Raw genomic sequence first — 21861 nt, 5'->3', positions numbered from 1 at the left:
ATCGGGTACCCGAGTACGATTTCCGGGTAGTGGAACGGCGGGCGTTCTTGGTCCAACCATTTGCGGCACAATAGTGGGGACGTAGTACGGGAGGCTGAGCGAGGTGGACATGCCGGAGCTTGATCCGGAGCAGGTGACCACCTCTGGCACGCCCGCGGGCCACGGACCGGGAGCACGCATGCCGGCGGACCTGACGAGCTTCGAGGGGCGCCGGTCCGACCTCAACCACGTCAAGCAGCTCGTAGGCGACACACGGTTGCTGACGCTCACCGGATTCGGGGGAGTCGGCAAGACCAGGCTCGCGCTGCGTGCCGCCCGTGAGCTCGTACGCAGCCACCCGGACGGCGTGGCCTGGGTCGAGCTCGCCGACGTGCGTGACCCGTGTCTGCTGAGGCAGACCGTCGTGGAGGCCCTGGACCTGCCGGACCTGCCCGGCCGCGATGCCTGGGCCGCCGCGCTCCAGCACATCTCACGGCGTCGGATGCTGCTGGTGCTGGACAACTGCGAGCACGTCCTGGCCGATGTTGCCGAGCTGGTCGACGAGATGCTGAGGCACTGCTCCGGACTGCGAGTGCTGGCGACGAGTCGGCAGGTGCTCGGCGTGCCGGGCGAGACCGTGTTGTGCGTCGCGCCGCTGCCGGTTCCCCCGGCCGACCGAGCTGGCGAGTTGGGCGTCGCCTCGCTGTTCCCGTCGCTGGCGTTGTTCAGGGAGCGGGCCGCTGCTGTCGTCCCGGGCTTCGAGCTGACTCCGGCCAACCAGCAGGCAGCGGTGGAGCTGTGCCGCAAGCTGGAAGGGATCCCCCTCGCGATCGAGCTCGCGGCCGTGAAGTTGCGCGTGCTGGGACTCGACGACCTGGTGGCCCGGCTCGATGCGCGCCTGGATGTCCTGCGTCACTCCGCCCGCACCGGTCCGTCGCGGCATCGGACCATCGAGGCGACCATCGACTGGTCCTACGACCTGTGCACCGAGGACGAACGAACCCTGTGGGCGCGCGCGTCGATCTTCACGGGGGGTTTCGGGGTCGAGGCCGCCGAGATCGTGTGCTCGGGTGGCTCACTCCCGCGCGAGCGGGTGCTGGACGTCATCGAGGGACTGTTGGAGAAGTCCATCCTCGCCCGGACCGAGAGCCAGGGGCAGGTGCGCTTCCGCATGCTCGAGCCGTTGCGTGAGCACGGTCACCAACGTCTGCGCGGGGGCGATGAGTTCGACGTCCTGGTCCACCGCCACCTGGCCTGGGTGGAGGAACTGCTGGGTGAGGCCTGTCTGCAGTGGTTCGGTCCGCTGCAGGAGATGTGGTGCGTCGCCCTCCGCTCCGAGCAGGCCAACATTCGCGCGGCCGCCGAGCACTGCCTCGCCCACGACGACTGCCGCCAGCGCTCGCTGAAGTTGGTTGGGGCACCGTGGTTCCTCTGGATCGCCCTCTACCTTGATGAGGGCAGGCAGTGGCTTGAGCGTGCCGTGGCGTCCTGCCCTGAACCGTCCCTGGACCGGGCCGTTGCGCTGGGCACGCTGAGCTACGTGGCGAGCTTGCAAGGCGACCAGGAGCGGGCCGACGACGCAGCCGGCCGGGCGCGCGAGATCGCGATGACAGCGGGAGACGTCCGGGTGGAGGCCTACGCCACCCACATGGCCGGTCTCACGGCCCTCTTCCGGGATTCGCAGCGCTCGAAGAACCTGCTCAAGCAGGCGCTGGCCTTGTACGAAGGCCATGACGTCCTCGATGACCACGTCGTCGCGCTCCGCGTCCAGTTGGGCCTGGCTCACCTCTACTGTGGAGAACTGCCCGAAGCCCGGGCGCACTTCGACTGGTGTCGGGACCTGTGCGCTCTCACCGGAGAGCGATGGCTGCTCTCCTACGCGCTCTACGGCCTGGGGTTCGTGGAGAAGCTGGAGGGAAGCGCCGAGGCCGCGATTGTCCTGGCCCGGGAGGCGCTCGACATCAAGTGGTTCTTCCGTGATCTCTGCGGGCTCTCGACCACCATGGACCTGCTCGCCTGGGCACAGGCCGACGCCGCGCGCTACCAGGAGGCTGCCTGCCTGCTCGGTGCCGCTGACAGCCTTTGGACCAGCTTCGGCGTGCGGCTCTTCGGCTCGGAGGACTGGCTGGAGAACATGCACCACGCCGAGCGGGTGAGCCGCCGCCACCTGGGGGAGCGGGTCTTCGAGTCCGCCTTCCGAACGGGAGCACGAATGGATCGCCCGGAGGCCATCGCGCTGGCCCTGGGGCGCAAGCAGACGCCGACGCCCACGGCGATCGCCGCAGGCAGTGCCGTGAAGCTGACCCGGCGTGAGCAGCAGATCGCCGATCTCGTCGCTGACGGCTTGTCCAACAGGGACATCTCCGAGCGGTTGGTGATCTCCCCGCGTACGGCCGAGGGTCACGTGGAGAACATCCTGTCCAAGCTCGGCTTCCACTCCCGTTCCCAGGTCGCTGCCTGGGTGGGAGAGCGGCGGACGCCCAGCTCGGTCTGATCACCGATCGACGTACGAGTTTCCGCCCCACGGTCGATTCGGGGCGACCCCTCTCGCGCCTAGCGTGCGAGGGGTGCTCGTCGATGACGACGGCACTCCCGGCGGGGATCCCGTTCGGGTGACGCCGACGAGACCGGAACGACGCCATGTCCTTCTTCGCCAATGCTGCCGAGGTCGACTGCTATGTGGGTGGCGTGCTTCGCCTGGCCGCCATCGACCCCTGTCTCGGGCCGCAACTGGCGGAAGCATCGCTGAACCTTCGCCTCGTCTGCTCGGATCCGCCTGCCTGCCTGACCGTCGGTCTCTTCGACCCCGTGGCCGTCGGGCTCAGTGACGATCCCATGACGGTCGATGTCGAACTGGCTTGCGAGGCGGACTTCCTCGACGGCTACTTCCGCGGCCGCCACAACCTCGTCGAGGCCCTGGCGCGCGGCGAGGTCGTCGCCCGCGGTCGCGTCAGCAAGGTGCTCAAGCTCATCCCGGTGATCGAGCAGACCTTCCCCTACTACCGCCGGATCATCGCAGTGAAGGACCGCGCTGCGTTCACGGCACCAGGAGCCCCCTCATGACCAACTCAGATGCGGCCCGCGTGGTCATCGTCGGCGCCGGACACGGTGGGGCGAATGTCGCCGCCCTCCTGCGTCAGCACGGGCACGATGGCGCCATCACGCTCGTCGGTGACGAGAGCGTGTGGCCCTATCAGCGCCCGCCCCTGTCGAAGGACTACCTCAAGGGAGCGATGAGCGACGACGACCTGCTCATCAAGCCCAAGGACTTCTACGCCGAGCAGCGGATCGATGTGCGCTTCGGCAGTGCCGTCGAGGCGCTCGACACCACGGCCCGCACGGTGACCCTCGAGGGCGGCGAGAGCATCGCGTACGACGCCCTCGTGCTCGCCACGGGTGCGGCGCCGCGGCGCCTTCCGATCGACGGTGCGGACCTCGAAGGTGTCCACTATCTCCGGAACCACGATGATGCGCTGAGGGTCGGAGCAGCGGTGGTGCCGGGCTCCCGGATCGCCATCGTGGGCGGCGGGTATGTCGGCCTGGAGGTCGCGGCCTCGGCGCGCCACCTGGGAGCCGCGGCCGTGGTGCTGGAGCGAGAGGACCGGGCTCTCGCCCGCGTGGCCAGCCCGGACCTTGCCGCCTTCCTCGCGGCCCACCACGCCGAGCGTGGGGTCGAGATCTGCACCGACGCCGACGTCGTCCGCCTCGAGGGAGACGACACGAACAACGTGACGGCAGTTGTCCTCGCTGACGGCACGCGCCACGAGTGCGACGCGGTCCTGGTCGGTATCGGCGCCATCCCCCGCACCGACATCGCCGAGGCGGCGGGCGTCGCCTGTGATGGCGGCGTGCTGGTCGACGAGCAGGGCCGGACCTCCGTCGACGGCGTGTACGCCGTCGGCGACGTGACCAGGCGTCCGCTGGACCACTTCCCGGGCCGGCACCGACTGGAGAGCATCCCCAGCGCCGTCGAGCAGGCCAAGCAGGTCGTGGGCCACCTTCTCGGCGAACCCGCCCGCGCCCACGAGGTTCCCTGGTTCTGGTCGGACCAGTACGACCTGAAGATCAAGATCGCGGGGCTCGTGAGCTTCGCCGACCGTTCGGTCCTGCGCGGCGACCCTGCCTCCGGCAAGTTCGCGGTCTTCCACCTGTCCGGTGACGCTCTGGTCGCCGTGGAGACCGTCAACACTGCACCCGACTTCATGGTCGCGAAGAAGCTCATCGCCTCCTCGGGACATGTCGACGCCGTGCGTCTCGCCGACCCGTCCGTCGCCCTGCGCGACCTCGTCGGCTGACGACGTCCCCAGGTCCCGGAGGACCGCACGGGGGAGCCACCTCTGCCCGAGGGGGGATGCCCCGACACCCCCCCAGAAACGAGATTAGTGATGGCGGACACATCCGCCTGATCCGCTCTAAGGAGAACCATGACCGCGACGATGCCGCCCCCGGCGCCCCCCGGCGCCAAGAGGGCCGCCGCCCCCGCGAAGCGCGGCGGCGGATCCAGGATGATGGACACCGTCCTGGTTCCGGCCGGTGAGATGGGCGTCCTGCTGGGCACCGTCGTGTGGAGCGCGGTCCGGCACCCGGTCGGATACTGGGGTGAGGTCCGCGACCTGATGTTCAGCATGCTCAAGCTGTGCTGGATCCCGATGGCGATCTCGACGGTCACCTTCGGCTTCGGTGCACCCGGCCTCCAGGGCGGGAACATCTACAACCTCTTCGGCATCCCTGAGCGCCTCGGCTCCTTCTTCATCATGGCCAGCGTTCGTGAGTTCGCCCCGTGGATCAACGCGATGATCGTCGCCGGTGTCGTCGGAGCCGCGATGACCGCGGACCTCGGCGCTCGCAAGATCCGCGAGGAAATCGACGCGATGGAGGTCCTCGGGGTCGACCCGATCCGCGACCTCATCGTTCCCCGGGTGATCGCCGTGACGATCATGACCGGACTGCTCGACCTCGTCGCCCTGATCTTCGGCTGCATCGGTGGCTACATCGCCGCGGTGCCGATCCTGGGTGCATCCTCCGGCGCATTCCTCTCCAGCTTCTTCGCCAACGCCACGGTCACCGACCTGTGGGGAAGCGTGCTCAAGACGACCATCTTCGGTCTCGTCATCGCGATCGTCTGCTGTTACAAGGGCCTCACCGTCAAGGGTGGCCCGATCGGTGTGGGTCGGGCTGTCAACCAGGCCGTGGTGATCTCCTTCGCCGCGATCTTCATCATCAACACTCTGTTCACGTCGATCCTGCTCGGGATGAACCCCGACATGCAGGTCTACAAGTGAGGCCGCGACCGTGACCATCGAACTCAACAAGGCGCCCGCTCCCGACGCGCCCCCGCCGCCTCCGAAGAAGGAGGACGTCGAGATCAGCGCCGCATCGATGATGGCCAGTACCAAGGCCGCCTTCGGTACGGCCGGAGAGATCGCCCAGTTCGCCGCCCAGACCTTCCGGGAGCTGCCCCGGGTCCGGCTGTACACCGCCGAGGTGTTCCGTCAGTGCGGCATCCTCATCCTCGCCAGTGGACTGATCATCTGGATGATGGAGTTCGTCATCGGCACGGTCTGCGGGACTGAGGCGAACTACACCCTGCGCGCGATCGGTGCGCCGCTGTACTCCGGCGTCTTCACCGCGTACTGCAGCCTGCGCGAGATGGCCCCGTACATGTGGGGTTACATCCTCGCGGCCAAGGTCGGGTGCGGTCTGGTCGCCGAGATCGGCTCCATGCGCATCGCCGAGGAGATCGACGCGATGGAGGTCATGGGCATCAAGTCCCGCAGCTACCTGATCGGTACTCGCCTGGTCGCGGCCTGGATCGCCATGCCGTTCCTGTACTTCGTCGGCCTGGGCTTCATGTATCTCTCCCAGTGGCTCGTCGTGGTCTTCCAGTACGGCAGCGTCTCGCCGGGTGGGTACTCGCTGATCTTCTGGCTGTTCCAGAATCCGGCCGACTTCGCCTTCTCGCTCATCAAGGTGATGTTGATGGGCACCACGATCGTGATCGTCGGCTGCTACTACGGCTACACGGCGAAGGGCGGACCAGTCGGCGTCGGTGTGAACACCGCCAAATCGATGATGGTCAACATGGTCCTGATCCACGTGATCGGACTCCTGACCACCCAACTCTTCTGGGGCCTCTCGCCCAACGCACCGATTGCGAATTAGTGGCCGGGTTGCCCGGCCGCCCCGCTTTCGATCAGCTCCCTCCGACATCCGACCCATGGAGTCACCATGAACACCACGCTTCTCGAGACCACTGCAACGGCGACCGCTGGTCTCCATGCTGCGATGGCTGGGCGAACCGCGACCATGCAGGTCCACGACCTCCACAAGACGTTCGGCGACTTCAAGGTCCTCCAGGGCCTTGACATCGCGTTCGTCGACGGCGCCATCACGACGGTGATGGGTCCGTCCGGCACGGGAAAAAGCGTCCTGCTCAAGCACCTCGTCGGGTTGCTCGAGCCCGACCAGGGCGAGGTGGTGGTCTTCGGTCAGGACATCTGGAAGGCCAGTGAGGACGAGCGCTACGAGCTGCGCAAGCGTTTCGGGGTTCTCTTCCAGGACGGTGCCCTCTTCGGGTCGATGAACATCTTCGACAACGTCGCCTTCCCGCTGCGCAAGCACACCGACATGTCGGAGACCGAGATCGGTGACCTGGTGATGAGCCGCCTGCAGGAGGTCGGTCTCGAGCGTTCGGCGCACAAGCTGCCGACCGAGGTCTCCGGCGGCATGCGCAAGCGCGCCGGCTTCGCCCGCGGACTCATCATGAACCCCGACATCGTCCTGTTCGACGAGCCCGACTCCGGTCTGGACCCGGTGCGCACCAGCCTGCTCTGTGACCTGATCCAGCAGATGCACGAGGAGCACGGCGGCACCTACCTGCTGGTCACCCACAACATCTCGGCTGCGCGCGCGGTCAGCGATTACGTGGGCATGATCTGGCAGGGCAAGTTGATCCACTACGGCGACTGCGACGAGGCGTTCAACAGCGACGACCCGTTCGTGCGGCAGTTCCTGGCTGGCAAGTCCGCCGGTCCGCTCGGGATGGACTGACATGCCACGGACACTCTTCGCAGCGCTCGGCGTGGGGGCCATTCTGGTCGCGACCGTCGCAGTCGCGACGGGCGACGGAGACGGCTACACCGTCGACGTCGTCCTTCCTGCGGCCACGAACCTGGTCAAGGGATCCGAGGTCGAGATCGACGGCGCCACCGCGGGTCGCGTCAAGGAGCTCGACACCCGTGACGGCAAGGCCGTCGTGACGGTGGCGCTCGAGGAGGACTACGCACCGCTGCATGACGGCACCACTGCGCGCGTCTCCTACAAGGCGCTGCTCGGTGAACGCATCCTCGAGCTCTTCCCGGGCGAGGACGCCGCTCCCAGCCTGGCCGACGGCGCGCTGGTCGAGGGCTCCGTCGACCGGGTCGAGCTGGACCAGGTGCTCGCGGCGCTCGACGCGCCCACGCGGACCAGGCTCCAGAGCCTGCTCGACCGACTCTCCACCACGCTCGACGGCAAGGAGGGCGAGGTCCAGTCGACCGTCCAGTCGCTCGGGCCTGCGGTCGAGGCACTCGGGCAGGTGCTCGAAGCCGTCGGCAACGACGGACCGACGATCCGCAAGCTCGTCACCCGGCTCTCCACCTTGATGACGACGCTGGACGAGCACGACAGCGAGGTCGAGTCGACGATCACCGACCTGACCACGGCCACCGGCACCATTGCCGCCAACCGGAGCCAGCTCTCCAAGGCCCTGGCGGACCTGCCGGACACGCTGGAGACCGCGGAGGCCACGCTGCGGGACGTCCCGGGCACCGTCGACGCCGCGACCCCCCTGCTCAAGGCCCTGGCGCCGGGCATGAAGCAGCTGCCCGGTGTCGCCGAGCAGCTGGAGCCGGTGCTGAAGGACCTGCGCCCCACCATCGCCCAGCTCCGGCCGACCCTGGCGTCGGTCCAATCCCTGCTCGACCACACCCCAGCGCTGCTCGACGGAGCGGACAGCGTCCTCCCACAGGCCAACCAGGTGCTCGCAGACCTCGGGCCGGCGCTGACCTACCTGCGGCCCTACACGCCGGAGCTGGTCGGTTGGCTCTCCAACTGGGGTTCCGCCGCTGCCAACTACGACGCGAACGGTCACTACCTGCGCGCGTTCATCACGGAAGGTGCCACCAGCCTCGTGCACATGCCGAACATCGTGCCGCCCGGGATCACCCGGAAGCTGAACCGGCAGCCGGGTGAGTCCGAGGGTCAGCCCTGGACCGACGCCCATGGAAGCGAGATGCAGTGATGGCCAGCCCCACCCAGATCAGGTTCGCCGCGGTCGCCATCGCGGCTGTCCTGGGCCTGTCCATCACCGGCCGGACCACGATCGACATGATGTCCGAGGAAGACCCGGACGTGTACGTCTACTTCACCGACGCCAGCCCGCTGATCAAGGGCAACGACGTCAAGGCCTCGGGCGTCAAGGTCGGCACCATCGGCTCGATCAAGGTCGAGAAGGGCATCGCCAAGGTCGGACTCGTCCTCGATGACGAGGTGCTCCCGATCCATGTGGATGCCAGCGCCCGGGTGCGGCCCGTCGGTCTGCTGGGCGAGCGCTTCGTCGAGCTGGACCGGGGTACGCCGAAGGCCGAGGTCCTTGCGGACGGCGGCTCGCTGCCGCTCGAGCAGACCAGCCGGGCCACCGACCTGGACGAGGTCCTGAACATGGTCGACGCACCGACCGGCACGGCACTGTCCATGCTCGTCACCACCCTCGGCCAGGGGATGCTCGGCAAGGGCGAGAAGGCGGACGAGGCCATCAAGGCGCTCGCCCCGGCGCTGAAGGACACCGACCGTCTCGGCCGGATCCTGAACGACCAGAACGCCGTCATCCAGCAGCTGATCGACTCGGTCACCCCGGTTGCCGAGCAGATCGCGATCGACGACGGCAAGCAGCTGGACCAGCTGATCGACGCGACCGACCGCACCCTGGGTGCGACGGCCCGCAGCGACTCCGAGCTCGGCCAGACCCTCGAGCGTCTCCCCGCCGCACTGCGGGAGGCGCAGACGACACTGTCCGCACTGTCGGGGGCAGCGGGGTCGACGGCGCCGGTTCTCGCCGCGCTGCGTCCGGCCACCCAGAACCTGGTCAAGATCAGCAAGGAGCTGAAGGGGTTCTCCAAGAGCGCCGAGCCGGCGCTCAACGGGCTCGACCCGGTGCTGGACAAGGCGGAGGTCCTGCTCGACCGGGCCCGTCCGGTCGCCGAGTCCCTCGCCGGCCTGTCGCCCGAGATGGAGTCGACCGCCGACAATGGCCGCCGGATCGCGACCAAGGCGCTCGACAACCTCACGACCATCCTTGACTTCGTCAAGTTCTGGGCGCTGACCACCAACGGTCAGGACGGGCTGTCCCACTACTTCCGTGCCCATGTGGTCGTCACGACCGAGATCCTCACCGGTCTCCTCCCGAACAGCCCGGACGCGGCGCCGGTGAAGCCATCGACCGGCACCAAGGACACCGGGAAGAAGCCCAACGTCATCGCGCCGCTCCAGGGTCTCCTGAGCGGGCTCGGCGGACTCTCCGCACCGCTCGAGGGACTCCTCGGGGGTCTCGGCGGCAAGAAGTCCAGCCGGGCCGCGACCGGTGGCAGCGCGACCGGTCTCACCTCGTCCCAGGAGGAGAACCTCCTGTCCTACCTGATCGGAGGGCGCTGAGCCATGCGCCTGGCATCCACCAACGTGATCCGCCTCGTCGGGATCGGCGTCATCGCCGGCCTCGTCCTGGCGCTCTACCTCTCGCTCACCGCGAGCACCGGTCTTCCCGGCCAGTCCTTCCGCACAGCAAGCGCCTCCTTCGACGACGTGGGTGGTCTCCGTGAGGGTGACGATGTCCGCACCGCGAGTGTCCGGATCGGTCAGGTCCGATCGATCAGGTTCGAGGACGGCCGCGCGAAGGTCGTCGTGCAGCTGGACACCGACCAGGACGTCTACCGGGATGCCACCGCGTCGGTCGTCGCCCGCTCCGCCCTGGGACAGAACTTCGTGATGCTCAACCCCGGCAAGTCCGCTGCCGGCCAGCTGCCCGAGGGCGGCAAGCTGGACGATGCCGGAGTCACCTCCCCGGTCAACCTCGACCAGGTCCTCTCGGTCCTGGACGACCCGACCCGCAAGGCGACCGCCTCGCTGCTCTTCGAGACCGGCACCGGCGCGGCGGGCCACGCACCGGACCTGGCCGACGTCCTCAATGCCGCGCCCGAGCTGCTGTCGGACCTGAGGGTCCTCGCCCGGTCCCTCGCGGCTCCCGGGGCCGAGCTCGACGAGCTCCTTCGGTCCTCGCAGACCCTCTCCGGCCGCTTCGAGGGCCGGACCGACGAGGTGGGGGCACTGATGAAGGACATGGCCACGACGATGGACGCCCTCGGCGTCGACGACGGCGCTCCGCTCGAGAACACGATCGAGAACGCCGCGCCGGCACTCGAGACCACCACCCAGGCGCTCAAGGACCTGCGCGGTCCGCTGGAGCAGCTCGACTCGGGCATGCGGACCCTCCGTCCCGGCGCGAACGCGCTGGGCCAGGCCACCCCGAGCCTGCGAGCGGTGCTGCGCGAAGGACGACCCGTCCTCGACAAGGTGCCGGCCGTAGCGAAGGACGCGACCCCTGCGGTCAGCGCCCTGGCGGGTGCGATGGACGATGCCCGTCCGCTCGCCGACCGGTTGGAGAAGACCTTCGCCAGCGCGTCGGGACTCACCGCGGTGCTCGCGCCGTACACGCCTGAGCTGATCCGCTTCTTCGAGCGCTGGAACAGCGCCAACCAGTACGGCGACAAGTCCGGCCACTCGCTGCGGATCACCCTGGTCGTCCGTCCCGAGTCCATCACCGGCGTCCTTCCGATCAAGGATCCGCTGGTGCACCGCAACCCGTACCCTGCGCCCGGCGAGGCCGACGGCGACCGTGCAACGACCCTCCTCGGGAGCCGATGATGCTGACCAAGGCCCTGCACCGCTTCGAACGATTCTCGGCGCCGCGCGTCGGCGTCGTCGCGATCACCCTGCTCGTGCTGATCGGCGTGACGCTGTTCCAGAAGACGCAGATCATGACATTCCTCAGCCCCGGCGACGACATCAGAGTGTCCTTCGCCAGGGACTACCAGCTGCGCAGCCACGTCACCCGCGTCAAGGTCGCCGGCGTCCCGGTCGGCATCGTCACCGATGTCGAGCACAGGAAGGACGGCACCGCGGTGGCGACGTTGCACCTGGAGAAGGGGGTGAAGGAGAAGCTCCGCAGCGACCCGGGTGCGGCCATCCGGCCGACCACCCTGCTCGGCGGCAACTACTACGTCGAGCTGTCCCCGGGCGGTGACCCGGGTGAGGTCGGGGCGATCGGGGTCGACCGCACGACCACTCCGGTCGAGCTCGACCGCGTCCTGGAGACGCTCAAGCCGGAGGCCCGGGCAAGCACGCAGCGCACGATCCGCCGTCTGGACGCGACGCTCGACGAGGCTGGCCGCAAGGCGGTGCACGGGCTGATCGACGATGCCCCCGAGACCCTGCGTCCCCTCGGCGTGACGCTGTCCGCCCTGCGCGGGGAGCGACCGTCGGACCTGCGCAACCTCGTGACCTCGCTCGATGGAACCGCACGGGCGTTGAACGCCAACCGGGGGCGCCTGGAGTCCGCGTTGAGTGGCCTTTCCGAGGTGAGCAGCACGCTCGCTGCCTCCTCCCCGGACGTCGCCGAGGCCGTCGAAGACCTTCCGGAGACACTGAGTGCGACCCGTTCCGGGCTGGGCTCGCTCGACAAGAGCCTGGCCGAGGTGCGCGACGTGTCCGACGACGCACTGCCCACAGCGCGCCGCCTCAGCAGAACGCTCAAGGCGCTCGACCCCGCCCTGAGGGAGCTGCGCCCGGTCATGGCGGAGCTCCGCCCCGCACTGGTGGACCTGCGTCCGCTCGTCGACGACCTGGTCCCTGCGGCCGTGGACGGTACGACGATCCTCGAGGACCTCGACGGGCCGACGCTCGACCGGGTCAAGGGACCGATCGTCGATGCCGTGAACAGTGATTGGCACGGCTCCGGGGTGTACGCCGAGGGCGGCAACGACACCGTGTTCTACAAGGAGGCGGGTGACTTCATCGCCGGCATGAACAACTCCGGCCGGATGACCGACCGCAACGGATCGACCATCCACTTCCAGCCCGGTTTCGGTGCCGGCTCCTTGTCGAACCTTCCGATCAGCTTCGAGCAGCTGCTCATGCAGCTCGCCTACCCGCAGGGAGCACCGTGATCAAGAGCCGAATCGTCCGAGGGTGGGAGCGTGCCCGCACCGTCCCGGGTCTGGGCCGCGACATCACCGCCATCGTCGCGCTGATCGTTGCCGGTCTGCTCGTCGCTGGTTTCATCCTGGCCAAGCAGCGCGTCCACTGGCCCTGGCAGGACGAAGTGATCCTCAAGGCCGACTTCCGCAGCGTGCCTGCCATCAGCCCCGGCAACGGCCAGGAGGTCCGGATCGCGGGTGTCACGGTCGGTCGGATCACCGAGGCCGACGTCACCGACGACGGTCGTGCCCGTCTCACGCTGTCTCTCGACCCGGGCCACCCCGTCTACAAGGACACGCACCTCGTCCTTCGGCCGAAGACTCCGCTCAACGACATGTACGTCGAGATGAGCCAGGGGACCAAGGGCGCCGGGGAGCTGGAGGACGGAGCTCTCATCCCGGTCGAGCAGACCTCGAACCCGGTGCAGGTCGACGAGGTGCTGAGCCACCTCGACGAGAGCACCCGCAAGGCGCTGACCTCCCTGCTCGGCGAGTCGGACGTGGCGCTCGCCAGCGCAGCGACTGACCTGCCGGCAGGCTTGGATGCAGCGGACCAGACCCTGGCCACCTTCAAGCCGGTGGTCAAGGAGCTCGCCAAGCGTCGCGAGTCGCTCGCCTCCCTGGTCACGGCGCTCCAGTCGATCGCGTCCGCGGCAGGCAAGGACGACGAGCGCCTGCAGCGCCTCGTCAGCTCGCTCGCCACGACGGTGACGACCTTGGCGGAGCACGACGACGACGTCCGCGCTGCCCTGAAGGCCCTGCCCGGCGCCACCGACGAGCTGCGTGAGGCCACGACCGCGGTCACTGGGCTCAGTGCCGAGCTGGATCCCGCCCTGGTCAACCTCAAGAAGGCTTCCGGCGAGCTTCCCTCCGCCCTCGAGTCCCTCGGTGACGTCGCCGTCGAGGTCGAGGACACGGCACGACGTGCCCGACCCGTGGTGGATCAGCTGCGGCCCGTGGTCGCGGACCTGCGCCCCTTCGTCAACGCACTCGCTCCGACGCTCGCCGACGTCGTCCCGATCGCGGCCCGACTGGACCTCGGGACCCAGGTGCTCGTGGACCGGATGGTCGACCTGCAGGCCTTCGTCTACAACACCGCGTCGGTCGTCAGCCTCCAGGACGCCAACGGCGGGATCCTGCGCGGCCAGGCCTCGGTGAATCTCTCCACGCTGCCGATCCCGATCAACAAGGACCGATGATGCGCATCCCTCACGCCGCCGTACCCCGGCTCCGCCTCCTGACAGTGCTGGCCTTCGTCTCGGTCTGCACCCTGCTGTTCGGCTACCTGTGGATCAACATGGGTGGACGGCTGCCGCTGGTCTCGGGTGACGGCTATCAGGTGTCGGTCGAGTCGGCGGACGTCGACAACCTCGTCTACGACTCCGACGTGATGGTCGCCGGCGTACGTGTCGGCAACGTGCGCCACCTCGATTCCGAGGACGGCACCGCGAAGGTGGTGCTCCAGATCGATGAGGACGCCGTCTCCCCCCTGCACGAGGGTGTGACGCTCAGGCTCCGGTCGAAGTCGCTGATCGAGGAGACGTACGTCGAGATCGTCGATGGTGACGGTCCCGAGCTCCCTGACGGCGCGGCTCTGCCTGCCGACGCCATGGTCGCCAGCGTCCAGCTCGACGACGTCCTTGCCAGCCTGGACGAGGACACCCGTGCCGACCTCAGTGCATCGCTGCAGTCCCTGGGTGCCTCCACCGACCAGACCGGCGACCAGATCGCACAGACCCTGACCGGCCTGGGAAACCTGGGACGCGAGGGGTACGACGTCCTGGACGCCCTCGAGGCCCAGTCCCAGGACCTCCAGCGACTGGTCTCGACGTCGGGCCGGGTGATGGACTCGCTCGACACCGGCCAGGGCCGCATCGTCGACCTGGTCGAGCAGGCGCAGCTCCTGACCTCGAGCACGGCGTCGCAGAAGGGTGACATCGAGGCGACGGTCCGCGCCCTGCCCGGTGTGCTGACGACTGCGCGAGAGGCGACGACCGATCTCTCCGCCCTGGCGGTCGACCTCCGTCCGATCACCAAGGGACTGAGCGAGGCCGCGCCGTCGCTGAGCCGGGCGTTGACGCAGCTGCCGGCGACGACCAAGGATCTGCGTGGGTTGCTGCCTTCGCTGGACGCCACGCTGGACAAGGCGCCGGACACCCTGGACCGCATCCCGGACGTCGCCAAGGAGGTGGTCCGGATCGTTCCGACCACCCGGGCCTCGCTGGCCGACGTCAACCCCATGCTCGCCTTCATTGAGCCCTATGGCCGCGACCTGGCCGCGATGATCTCCAACTGGGCGGCCATGCTGCAGAACTCCGACGTCAACGGGCATTACCTGCGGATCTTCCCCGTCCTGAACGAGCAGTCGATCAAGGGCAACCCGCTTCCCCTCAACACCGGCTTCCTCGACAAGTCGAACGCCTATCCGCAGCCGGGCGAGTCCGTCACGCCCGGTCCCTTCACCGGCGAGTACCCGCGCGTGGAGCGTGACAAGGAGTGAGCACCCGCCTGCGCCTCCTCCTCGCCGTCGCCCTCGTGGTGGCGGCGGGGGCGTGGGCTGCCGTCGGGCTCAGCAGGCTCGAGGTCGACAGCGAGCTCGACTCCCTGCTCCCCTCCGACGACCCCGCGGTCGAGGCGTTGGACAGCATGGCGCGGCAATTCGGTGGCGACCCGGTCGTCGTCCTGATCAAAGGCGGCGGAGATCCGCTGGGGGACGACCGCCTTGGGCGCCTCCTGGAGCTCGAGGGCCAGCTCGCCGGGCTCGAGGACGTGGTGGCCACCTATGGGCCTGCGACGACACTGAACCAGATCGCGCTGCGGGTCAAGCAGATGCTGGCTGAGCTCAGCGGCCAGCGCGACGCCCTCGAGCAGGCAGGGTTGGACAAGGAGCTCGCGACCTTCGAACGCCGCTACGGCGCACTGCTGGTCCAGGCACTGCCGGCCGGGCTTCCCACGCTGCGTAACGAGAAGTTCGTGAACTCGGTGGTGTCCGAACCGGACACGGGACGCGTGCGGGCGCAGTGGCGGCAGTACCTCCCGGGTGAGGAGACGGTCGCGATCTTCCTGCGCCCGCGCGAGAACCTGGACGAGAAGGCGTCGGCGAACCTGGCCGACAACGTCCGCGAGGTGCTGGGCGGGGACGGAGCGGTGCCCGAGGGCGCGGAGTCGATCGTCACCGGCGCTCCCGTGGTCAGCGTCGGTCTCGCCGACCGGCTGCGTGGGGAGCTCCCACGGCTCGCCCTGACGGCCTTCGCCGTGGTCGCCCTCGTGCTGTTCCTCGTGCCGTGGACCCGCCGCCGTCGCTGGCGGCTGGCGCCGTTGCTGGTGATGGCGGGGGCCACCGCCGGCACGCTCGCGTGTTTCGGATGGCGCGAGGAACCGCTCTCGCTGGGTGCCGCCACCTTCCTGCCCATCATCCTGGGCCTCGGCAGCTACTACCCCGTCTACCTCTCCCGGCCCGGCCACCGTCGTGTCGTGCTCGCGGTCGCGATGTCGTCCGCGCTCGCCTTCGCCGGCCTGCTGCTCTCGCCGCTGCCGTTCGTGGCCGAGCTGGGCTTCGCGGTGCCGGTCGGTCTGGCCTTCGTCGTCGGCCTGAGCCTGCTGGCCGCGTGGGTCCGTCCCACGACCTCGGACTCCGCACCCGAGATCGAGGAGCGCATCTCGTGGTCGATGTCGCGCAGCGTCGCCGGAGCAACGGTCCTGCTCGGCGTGGTCGGGTCCGCAGTCGGTTGGAGCGTCCTGTCCGTCGCCGACCTCAAGACCGACCCGCAACAGCTGCTCGCCGGTCTGCCCGCGCTGAATGACGCGGTACAGGTCGAGGAGGCCCTCGGCTTCAGCGCGGAGATGGACGTGCGCCTGCTGGGTGAGGACGTGCTCACGCCCGAGGCCATCGCCTGGGCACGGACGGCCGAGCAGCAGATCGTCACGCGCTTCGGCGACCGGGTGCAGCCGGTGGTGACCATCAGTGGTCTCCTGTCCTTCCTCGGTGAGGACCCCACCGTCGACCAGGTCCGCTCCGGCGTGGCGGCGCTGCCCCCGTACATCACCTCGGCCGTGATTTCCGCCGACGGTCGCGAAGCGCTCGCCAGCTACGGCATCGCCTGGACGGAGCTGGCCCAGGACCGCAGCCTCGTGGCATCCATCGAGCAGGCGCTCCCGCCGCCGCCGGCCGGCTACTCCGTCGAGGTTTCCGGTCTCCCTGCCGCTGCGGAGCGTGGCTACGACCTCGTCGACAGCGAGCGCTACGAGGCCAGCGTGGTGGCGCTCGTCGCCGCCGCAATCGCGCTGGTCGTGCTGCTCCCGAACCGGCGTGACGCAGCGCTTGCCCTGCTGGCCGCCGGCATCGCCACTGGCCTCTCGGTCGCGCTCCTGGTCCTGGTGATCGGGGCGCTCAACCCGCTGACCCTCGCCCTGGGCGTGCTGACTGCCGCCGTGGGCTCCGAGTTCACCGTCCTCCTCCTCGCGGCGCGTCGCGCCGACGATGCGGGCATGCGGCGCTCGGTGCTGCTCGCCGTGCTCCTGTCGCTGGGTGGGTACGGCGTCCTGCTGACCTCGTCCCTGCCCGTGCTCCGCGAGCTCGGGCTTGCCCTGGCCGGCTCGGTAGCGCTCTCGGTCCTGATCGCGTCCGCACTGGCCACTCTCGATGCCGGTCGTCGTACGGCTGCCGGGGTGGCACCGGCTGCGCCCGTCGATGCGTCGGTCGATGCACCCGGGGCCGGCATCGATCCTGACCCCGTCGACCACCTGGAACTCACCGGAGGCACCCCATGACCAGCAGCACGGACACGGCACCGGCGGAGGACGCCGTCACCCCGGAGGTGACGCTCACGAAGATCTCGGGCCCGTCCGAAGGATGGCGTCAGCGACTGCGCAACACTGACCGCCGACGACTGGCCGCAGTGCTGGTGGTCCTGGCCGTCCTGGCAGGTGGGGTGACGTGGTGGCTCCTCCAGCGGGGGGACCTGCCTGAGGACGCCGCCTTCCGTCTCGGGGACGTGGTGGTGAGTGCTGACGACGTGGACCGCCGGGTGGACGGACTCCAGGCGCTCTACGGGGTCCAGCCCCCGCAGGAAGGGGCGGAGAAGTCGGACTTCCTGCGCGACGCCGCCAAGTCGATGGCCGTCCAGCTGATGTTGGAGGACGAGGCGAGGGCGCGTGACATCGTGATCGCGGCCAAGGAGGTCGACGAGACACTCCAGGCACTGATCACCCAGCGCTATCCCGACGGCGGCAGGACTGCCTTCGTGGCTGCGCTGGGTGAGCTGGGTGCGACCGAGGAGCAGGTGCGTGACGAGATCCGCGACCAGCTCCTCGTCTCGCGGCTCTTCGACGACGTCGCCGGCGGCGTGGACGTCACCGAGGCCGAGCTGGAGGAGACCTTCGAGGAGCGACGCGAGGAACTCGCGACGCCGGTGCGTCGCACACTGAGCAACATCGTGGTCGCTGACGAGCAGGCAGCGCAGGCTGTGCTGCAGCGGCTCCGCCGCGGCCAGAAGTTCGCTGCCGTCGCGCGCAGCACGAGCCTGGACTCGGCCACCCGTGACGGCGGAGGCTCGCTCGGCGATGTGTCGGCAGCGGACCTCGAGGGGGACTATGCCGCGGCTGCCTTCGGTGCCGAGGTCGGCGGCCTGTTCGGCCCCGTGAAGACGGAGTCCGGCTGGAACGTCGGCAAGGTCGAGCGGGCGCTGCCCGCGCGAGCCGCTGTCTACGCCGAGCTGCGTGACGCGCTGCGGGAGACGGTTCTGGCCGAGAAGTCGCTGGAGAAGTGGCGCGGCTGGCTGTCGGAGGTCATCAAGGGCCACGACGTGACCTATGCCGACGGGTTCCGGCCGAAGGACCCGGACGCCGTGCCCGACATCGACCAGGCCAACGTGACCGGGAGCAGGTGAACCGGTGGTCGAGCAATGGGTGCACGCGGGTGTCCTGGTCCTGATGGGACTGGGGGTGGGCCTGCTCGGACACTGGGGTCGGACGCACGCACTGGTCCTGGTCCCCGACCATTTCGAGGTGTTCGACCGTGAGCGCCGGATCCGTTCGTTGCACCGCGGTTCCTGCGCCTGCTACATCGCCGGACTCGTCCTGGCCGGCGCTGGAGTCCTCGCGCTCGTCTGAGGTCGACCGTGAGCCGTTCGGAGGAGGGGGCTCCGCCCCAAGGGCGATGCCTCGGAGACCCTGAATGTCTAGGTTTCCGGGCATGAGCACTCGCGCCCTTGGCTACGCCGCCGTGATCCGCGGAGCCTTCCGCGGTTTCGGTGTGTTGCTCGTGGGCGGCCTGGTCCATCCTGCGGTGATGCAGCTCGCCGAACCACTCGGCTACGTCTGGCTCCTCCTCGTGGCGCTGGTGGCCTTCGGTGCCGCCGCCGTCGCTGCGACACCGCCCGGCACGCCGGTCTCCGCCTGGCGTCAAGCACCCGCGGCTGCCGTCGGGAGCTACTTCCTGATCGTTCCGCTGGTTCGCGCCGGCGCGGGCGAGCTGCCCCTGGTCCAGTTGCTGCTCACCACCGTCACCGCGGTGCTGGTGGGTGTCGCAGTGGGCTTGGCGAGGACATCGTTCGAAGCATCACGGGCCTCCAGCGCGAGTGCCGCGGCCTGACGCGTGGGGCGTCGGACTGCGGAAAGGCCTCGTTGCTTTAATGGCCTGACCATTATATTCTGCGACAACGTCGTGTGATGCAGGTCGCACACCCGAGAAGAGGGACTGGACATGGCAGAGCAGTTGAAGACCATTCGCGACAGGTACTCCGAGGCCGACATCGCCTCCTACTACGAGCAGGGCTACTGGCAGGAGTCGAGCTTCTACGAGCTCGTCACGGCGCAGGCCGCTGCGACGCCTGATGCGCCCTTCCTCGTCGATGCAGCAGGCGCCCTGACCTTCGGTGAGTACGCCGACCGGGTGGTCCGCCTGGCCGTGGGTCTCAAGCGGGCCGGTCTCCAGCGAGGCGAGCGCATCGCCGCCCAACTGCCCAACTGGGTCGAGTTCCCGATTGTTGCCGCAGCGGCCTCGCGCATCGGCGCGATCCTCGTGCCGATCATGCCGATCTACCGCGGCGACGAGGTCGGTTACGTCCTGCAGCACTCGGGAGCGGCGATGGCCGTCACGTGCGGAGAGTTCCGCGGCTTCGACCACGCTGCCATGTTCGGCGAGCTGCGTTCCGGAACGCCCGACCTCCGCGAGCTCTACGTCGCGCGCTCCGCCCAGCCTGCCATCGGCTCCTCCCTCGAGGGTCTCTACGCCGAGGGCGATGTCGCCGGCCTGGAGGCAGAGCTCGGTGCCGACTCCTCGGCAGATGACGGCTTCCTCATCGTCTACACCTCCGGCACCACGTCGCGTCCCAAGGGCTGCTTCCACACCTTCAACACGATCCGTTCCAGCGCGGCCGCCATTGCGAAGAGCCTCGAGTACACCTCGGCCGACGTGCAGTTCGGTCCGTCGCCGATCACCCACAGCACCGGACTGGTGACCAGCGTCCTGCTGCCTCTGCTCGCCGGCGCGAAGTCCTACCTGATGGAGGCCTGGGACCCCGCCGAGGGCCTGCGCCTGATCGAGGAGCACGGCTGCACGGCGGCCGTCACGGCGACGCCGTTCCTCCAGATGCTGATGGGTGCCTACGACCCGGCGAAGCACGACGCGTCCAGCCTGCGCCTGTGGGTGTGCGCGGGCTCGCCGATCCCGGGCTCGGTCGTCGAGGCGTCGGGCAAGCTCTTCGCCGGCTGCCAGACCCTCTCGCTCTACGGCCGCTCTGAGAACTTCCTGACGACCATGTGCACCGTCAACGACGAGGCGTCGCGCTCGGCCTCCTCCGATGGTTCGGCCCTCGACGGCGCCTCCATCCACGTGGTCGACTCCGACGGCATCGAGGTCCCGCGCGGTGAGGAGGGCGACATCTCCTACCGCGGCCCGAGCCACATGATCGAGTACTTCCGCAACGGCGAGGAGACCGCCGCGTTGTTCACGCCCGACGGCTTCTCGCGGTCCGGCGACCTCGGCCGGATGGACGAGGACGGCTTCGTGCGCGTCACCGGTCGCCTCAAGGACATCGTCATCCGCGGCGGCATGAACATCAGCGCCCGCGAGCTCGAGGAGCACCTTCTCGCCCACGACGACATCGCCAATGTCGCCATTGTCGGCATGCCCGACGAGCGCCTGGGCGAGAAGGTCTGTGCGTACGTCGTCCCGACAGCGTCGGGCAGCGAGCTGACGCTGGACCAGGTGAGCACCTACCTTCGTGAGCACAACGTCGCGACCCAGAAGCTGCCCGAGCGGATCGAGATCGTCGAGGCGCTTCCGATGACGGCGACCGGCAAGGTGCAGAAGCACCTCCTGCGCGCCGACATCGCCTCCAAGCTGGCGCCTGCGGACGCCTGAGCGTTTCGGCCCACCCCCATGCCCGTCCTGCCGTCGCCGACAACGGGGTTGCCGCAGTCCTTCGTGCCGGAGGTCTCCGATGACGAGATCACAGACCTCCGTGCACGGCTCGACGCCACGCGGTGGCCCGAGGAGGCGACCGAACCCGGCAACGCACAAGGACCTGCGTTGGCCGACCTCCGGGAGCTGGTCGGCCACTGGCAGCGCGGCTACGACTGGGATCGGCTCGCGAAGCGGCTGGGCTCGGTGCCCCAGATCCGGGTCGAGGTCGACGGTCTCGGGATCCACGCAGTGCACGTCCGGTCGAGTCGCCCGGACGCCGTACCCCTCGTGCTGACGCACGGCTGGCCGAGCACGTGCTTCGAGTTCCTGGACCTGGTTCCGCTCCTCACCGAGCCGCGCGACGGACAGGCGTTCCACGTCGTCGCCCCGTCCTTGCCCGGCCATGGCTGGAGTGCCCGTCCCTCGAGCACGGGGTGGGGGATCGAGCGCACGGCGGATGCCTGGGCGGCGCTGATGGAGGCCCTGGGCTACCCGGTCTTCGTTGCCCACGGTGGCGACTGGGGTGCGGTGGTGAGCTCGGCGCTCGCCCGACGGCATCCCGATCGAGTGGCAGGGTTGCACCTCACCCTGCCGGTGTCGCGGGCGACCGAGCAGGACCGCGCAGACGCTTCCGACAGTGAACGGCGCGGTCTCGAGCGCGAGGACCACTACCGCAAGGACGGCTATGCCTATGCCCAGGTGCAGCGTTCCCGTCCGCAGACCATCGGCTACGGGCTCGTCGACTCGCCTGTGGCGCTGTGCGCGTGGATCGCGGAGAAGCTGTGGGACTGGTCCGGCACTGATCAGGACGGCATCTCGCTGCTGTCCTTCGACGACGTCCTCGACATCGTCTCCGTCTACTGGCTGACGGCGACGGGTGCGTCGGCGGCGCGCCTGTACCGCGAGGTCGACTGGCGTGCCCAGGCCGCGCCGGTCGACGTACCCACGGGCTGCTCGATCTTCCCGGCGGAGATCATCCGGCCCCCCCGCTCGGCGGTCGCCCGTCAGTACCGGGACCTGCGCCACTGGCGCGAGATGGACCGCGGCGGCCACTTCGCGGCGGCAGAGGTCCCGGACCTGCTCGCTGCCGAGATCCAGGCATTCGTCGCGACCCTCGGTGGGTTGGAGACTTCTCCATTTTCTGGTCAGACCAATAGTTGTGAAGGCGGGCGTCCGTGAGCGAGCATC

General features: G+C 68.9%; 18 protein-coding genes. All 18 read left to right on the top strand.

The window, feature by feature from the left end; all coding sequences use genetic code 11:
* The first annotated feature begins 178 nt into the window (after positions 1–178).
* The 18 genes from ASE01_RS14815 to ASE01_RS14730 all read left to right on the top strand — a co-directional run bounded on the left by ASE01_RS14815 (position 179) and on the right by ASE01_RS14730 (position 21852).
* On the top strand, positions 179–2473 hold the full coding sequence (locus ASE01_RS14815) for an ATP-binding protein (RefSeq protein WP_056753486.1): 2295 nt from the start codon (positions 179–181) through the stop codon (positions 2471–2473).
* Positions 2474–2619: 146 nt separating this feature from the next.
* Positions 2620–3042 carry a hypothetical protein gene (locus tag ASE01_RS14810; RefSeq protein WP_056753483.1) on the top strand — a complete coding sequence of 141 codons (423 nt, stop codon included), beginning with the start codon at positions 2620–2622 and terminating at the stop codon, positions 3040–3042.
* Entirely contained in the window at positions 3039–4274 is a 1236-nt protein-coding gene (locus ASE01_RS14805) for an NAD(P)/FAD-dependent oxidoreductase (RefSeq protein WP_056753481.1), read from the top strand. The genes ASE01_RS14810 and ASE01_RS14805 overlap by 4 nt, the downstream gene beginning before the upstream one ends.
* Before the next feature lie 129 nt (positions 4275–4403).
* Positions 4404–5261, top strand: a complete 858-nt coding sequence (locus ASE01_RS14800) for an MlaE family ABC transporter permease (RefSeq protein ID WP_200958858.1) — start codon at positions 4404–4406, stop codon at positions 5259–5261.
* A gap of 10 nt (positions 5262–5271) precedes the next feature.
* Positions 5272–6141 carry an ABC transporter permease gene (locus ASE01_RS14795; protein ID WP_200958857.1) on the top strand — a complete coding sequence of 290 codons (870 nt, stop codon included), beginning with the start codon at positions 5272–5274 and terminating at the stop codon, positions 6139–6141.
* 66 nt (positions 6142–6207) lie between these two features.
* The gene (locus tag ASE01_RS14790; protein WP_056753474.1) at positions 6208–7029 is read left to right on the top strand and encodes an ABC transporter ATP-binding protein; all 822 of its coding nucleotides are present in this window, start codon (positions 6208–6210) and stop codon (positions 7027–7029) included.
* A gap of 1 nt (position 7030) precedes the next feature.
* On the top strand, positions 7031–8260 hold the full coding sequence (locus ASE01_RS14785; RefSeq protein WP_056753465.1) for an MlaD family protein: 1230 nt from the start codon (positions 7031–7033) through the stop codon (positions 8258–8260).
* On the top strand, positions 8260–9669 hold the full coding sequence (locus ASE01_RS14780) for an MlaD family protein (protein ID WP_056753460.1): 1410 nt from the start codon (positions 8260–8262) through the stop codon (positions 9667–9669). Before ASE01_RS14785 ends, ASE01_RS14780 begins: the two co-directional genes overlap by 1 nt.
* Positions 9670–9672: 3 nt before the next feature.
* Positions 9673–10935, top strand: a complete 1263-nt coding sequence (locus ASE01_RS14775; protein ID WP_056753456.1) for an MlaD family protein — start codon at positions 9673–9675, stop codon at positions 10933–10935.
* The gene (locus ASE01_RS14770; protein ID WP_056753453.1) at positions 10932–12236 is read left to right on the top strand and encodes an MlaD family protein; all 1305 of its coding nucleotides are present in this window, start codon (positions 10932–10934) and stop codon (positions 12234–12236) included. The genes ASE01_RS14775 and ASE01_RS14770 overlap by 4 nt, the downstream gene beginning before the upstream one ends.
* Entirely contained in the window at positions 12233–13465 is a 1233-nt protein-coding gene (locus ASE01_RS14765; RefSeq protein ID WP_056753451.1) for an MlaD family protein, read from the top strand. Before ASE01_RS14770 ends, ASE01_RS14765 begins: the two co-directional genes overlap by 4 nt.
* The gene (locus ASE01_RS14760) at positions 13465–14766 is read left to right on the top strand and encodes an MlaD family protein (RefSeq protein WP_056753449.1); all 1302 of its coding nucleotides are present in this window, start codon (positions 13465–13467) and stop codon (positions 14764–14766) included. Before ASE01_RS14765 ends, ASE01_RS14760 begins: the two co-directional genes overlap by 1 nt.
* Positions 14763–17036, top strand: coding sequence for an MMPL family transporter (locus tag ASE01_RS14755; RefSeq protein ID WP_056753447.1), 2274 nt, complete (start codon positions 14763–14765; stop codon positions 17034–17036). The genes ASE01_RS14760 and ASE01_RS14755 overlap by 4 nt, the downstream gene beginning before the upstream one ends.
* Positions 17033–18154, top strand: a complete 1122-nt coding sequence (locus tag ASE01_RS14750; protein WP_056753442.1) for a peptidyl-prolyl cis-trans isomerase — start codon at positions 17033–17035, stop codon at positions 18152–18154. The genes ASE01_RS14755 and ASE01_RS14750 overlap by 4 nt, the downstream gene beginning before the upstream one ends.
* Before the next feature lie 4 nt (positions 18155–18158).
* Entirely contained in the window at positions 18159–18377 is a 219-nt protein-coding gene (locus ASE01_RS14745; RefSeq protein ID WP_056753439.1) for a hypothetical protein, read from the top strand.
* A gap of 82 nt (positions 18378–18459) precedes the next feature.
* Positions 18460–18858: a hypothetical protein gene (locus tag ASE01_RS14740; protein WP_056753435.1), complete on the top strand. Its 399-nt coding sequence runs from the start codon at positions 18460–18462 to the stop codon at positions 18856–18858.
* Positions 18859–18969: 111 nt separating this feature from the next.
* A complete protein-coding gene (locus ASE01_RS14735) occupies positions 18970–20631 on the top strand; it encodes an AMP-binding protein (RefSeq protein ID WP_056753431.1) in 1662 nt (553 codons plus the stop codon).
* Between the two features lie 18 nt (positions 20632–20649).
* Entirely contained in the window at positions 20650–21852 is a 1203-nt protein-coding gene (locus ASE01_RS14730; protein WP_082606072.1) for an epoxide hydrolase family protein, read from the top strand.
* Positions 21853–21861 lie beyond the last annotated feature (9 nt).

The organism is Nocardioides sp. Root190 (assembly GCF_001428565.1).
Taxonomy (GTDB): domain Bacteria; phylum Actinomycetota; class Actinomycetes; order Propionibacteriales; family Nocardioidaceae; genus Nocardioides.
The sequence above is the reverse complement of the archived record's forward strand: the minus strand, read 5'-3'. Positions and strand labels throughout refer to the sequence as shown.

Coding starts and splice junctions, on each gene's coding strand:
- ASE01_RS14815 (WP_056753486.1), top strand. CDS start 179: ATGCCGGCGGACCTGACGAGCTTCGAGGGGCGCCGGTCCGACCTCAAC.
- ASE01_RS14810 (WP_056753483.1), top strand. CDS start 2,620: ATGTCCTTCTTCGCCAATGCTGCCGAGGTCGACTGCTATGTGGGTGGC.
- ASE01_RS14805 (WP_056753481.1), top strand. CDS start 3,039: ATGACCAACTCAGATGCGGCCCGCGTGGTCATCGTCGGCGCCGGACAC.
- ASE01_RS14800 (WP_200958858.1), top strand. CDS start 4,404: ATGACCGCGACGATGCCGCCCCCGGCGCCCCCCGGCGCCAAGAGGGCC.
- ASE01_RS14790 (WP_056753474.1), top strand. CDS start 6,208: ATGAACACCACGCTTCTCGAGACCACTGCAACGGCGACCGCTGGTCTC.
- ASE01_RS14785 (WP_056753465.1), top strand. CDS start 7,031: ATGCCACGGACACTCTTCGCAGCGCTCGGCGTGGGGGCCATTCTGGTC.
- ASE01_RS14780 (WP_056753460.1), top strand. CDS start 8,260: ATGGCCAGCCCCACCCAGATCAGGTTCGCCGCGGTCGCCATCGCGGCT.
- ASE01_RS14775 (WP_056753456.1), top strand. CDS start 9,673: ATGCGCCTGGCATCCACCAACGTGATCCGCCTCGTCGGGATCGGCGTC.
- ASE01_RS14770 (WP_056753453.1), top strand. CDS start 10,932: ATGATGCTGACCAAGGCCCTGCACCGCTTCGAACGATTCTCGGCGCCG.
- ASE01_RS14760 (WP_056753449.1), top strand. CDS start 13,465: ATGCGCATCCCTCACGCCGCCGTACCCCGGCTCCGCCTCCTGACAGTG.
- ASE01_RS14750 (WP_056753442.1), top strand. CDS start 17,033: ATGACCAGCAGCACGGACACGGCACCGGCGGAGGACGCCGTCACCCCG.
- ASE01_RS14740 (WP_056753435.1), top strand. CDS start 18,460: ATGAGCACTCGCGCCCTTGGCTACGCCGCCGTGATCCGCGGAGCCTTC.
- ASE01_RS14735 (WP_056753431.1), top strand. CDS start 18,970: ATGGCAGAGCAGTTGAAGACCATTCGCGACAGGTACTCCGAGGCCGAC.
- ASE01_RS14730 (WP_082606072.1), top strand. CDS start 20,650: ATGCCCGTCCTGCCGTCGCCGACAACGGGGTTGCCGCAGTCCTTCGTG.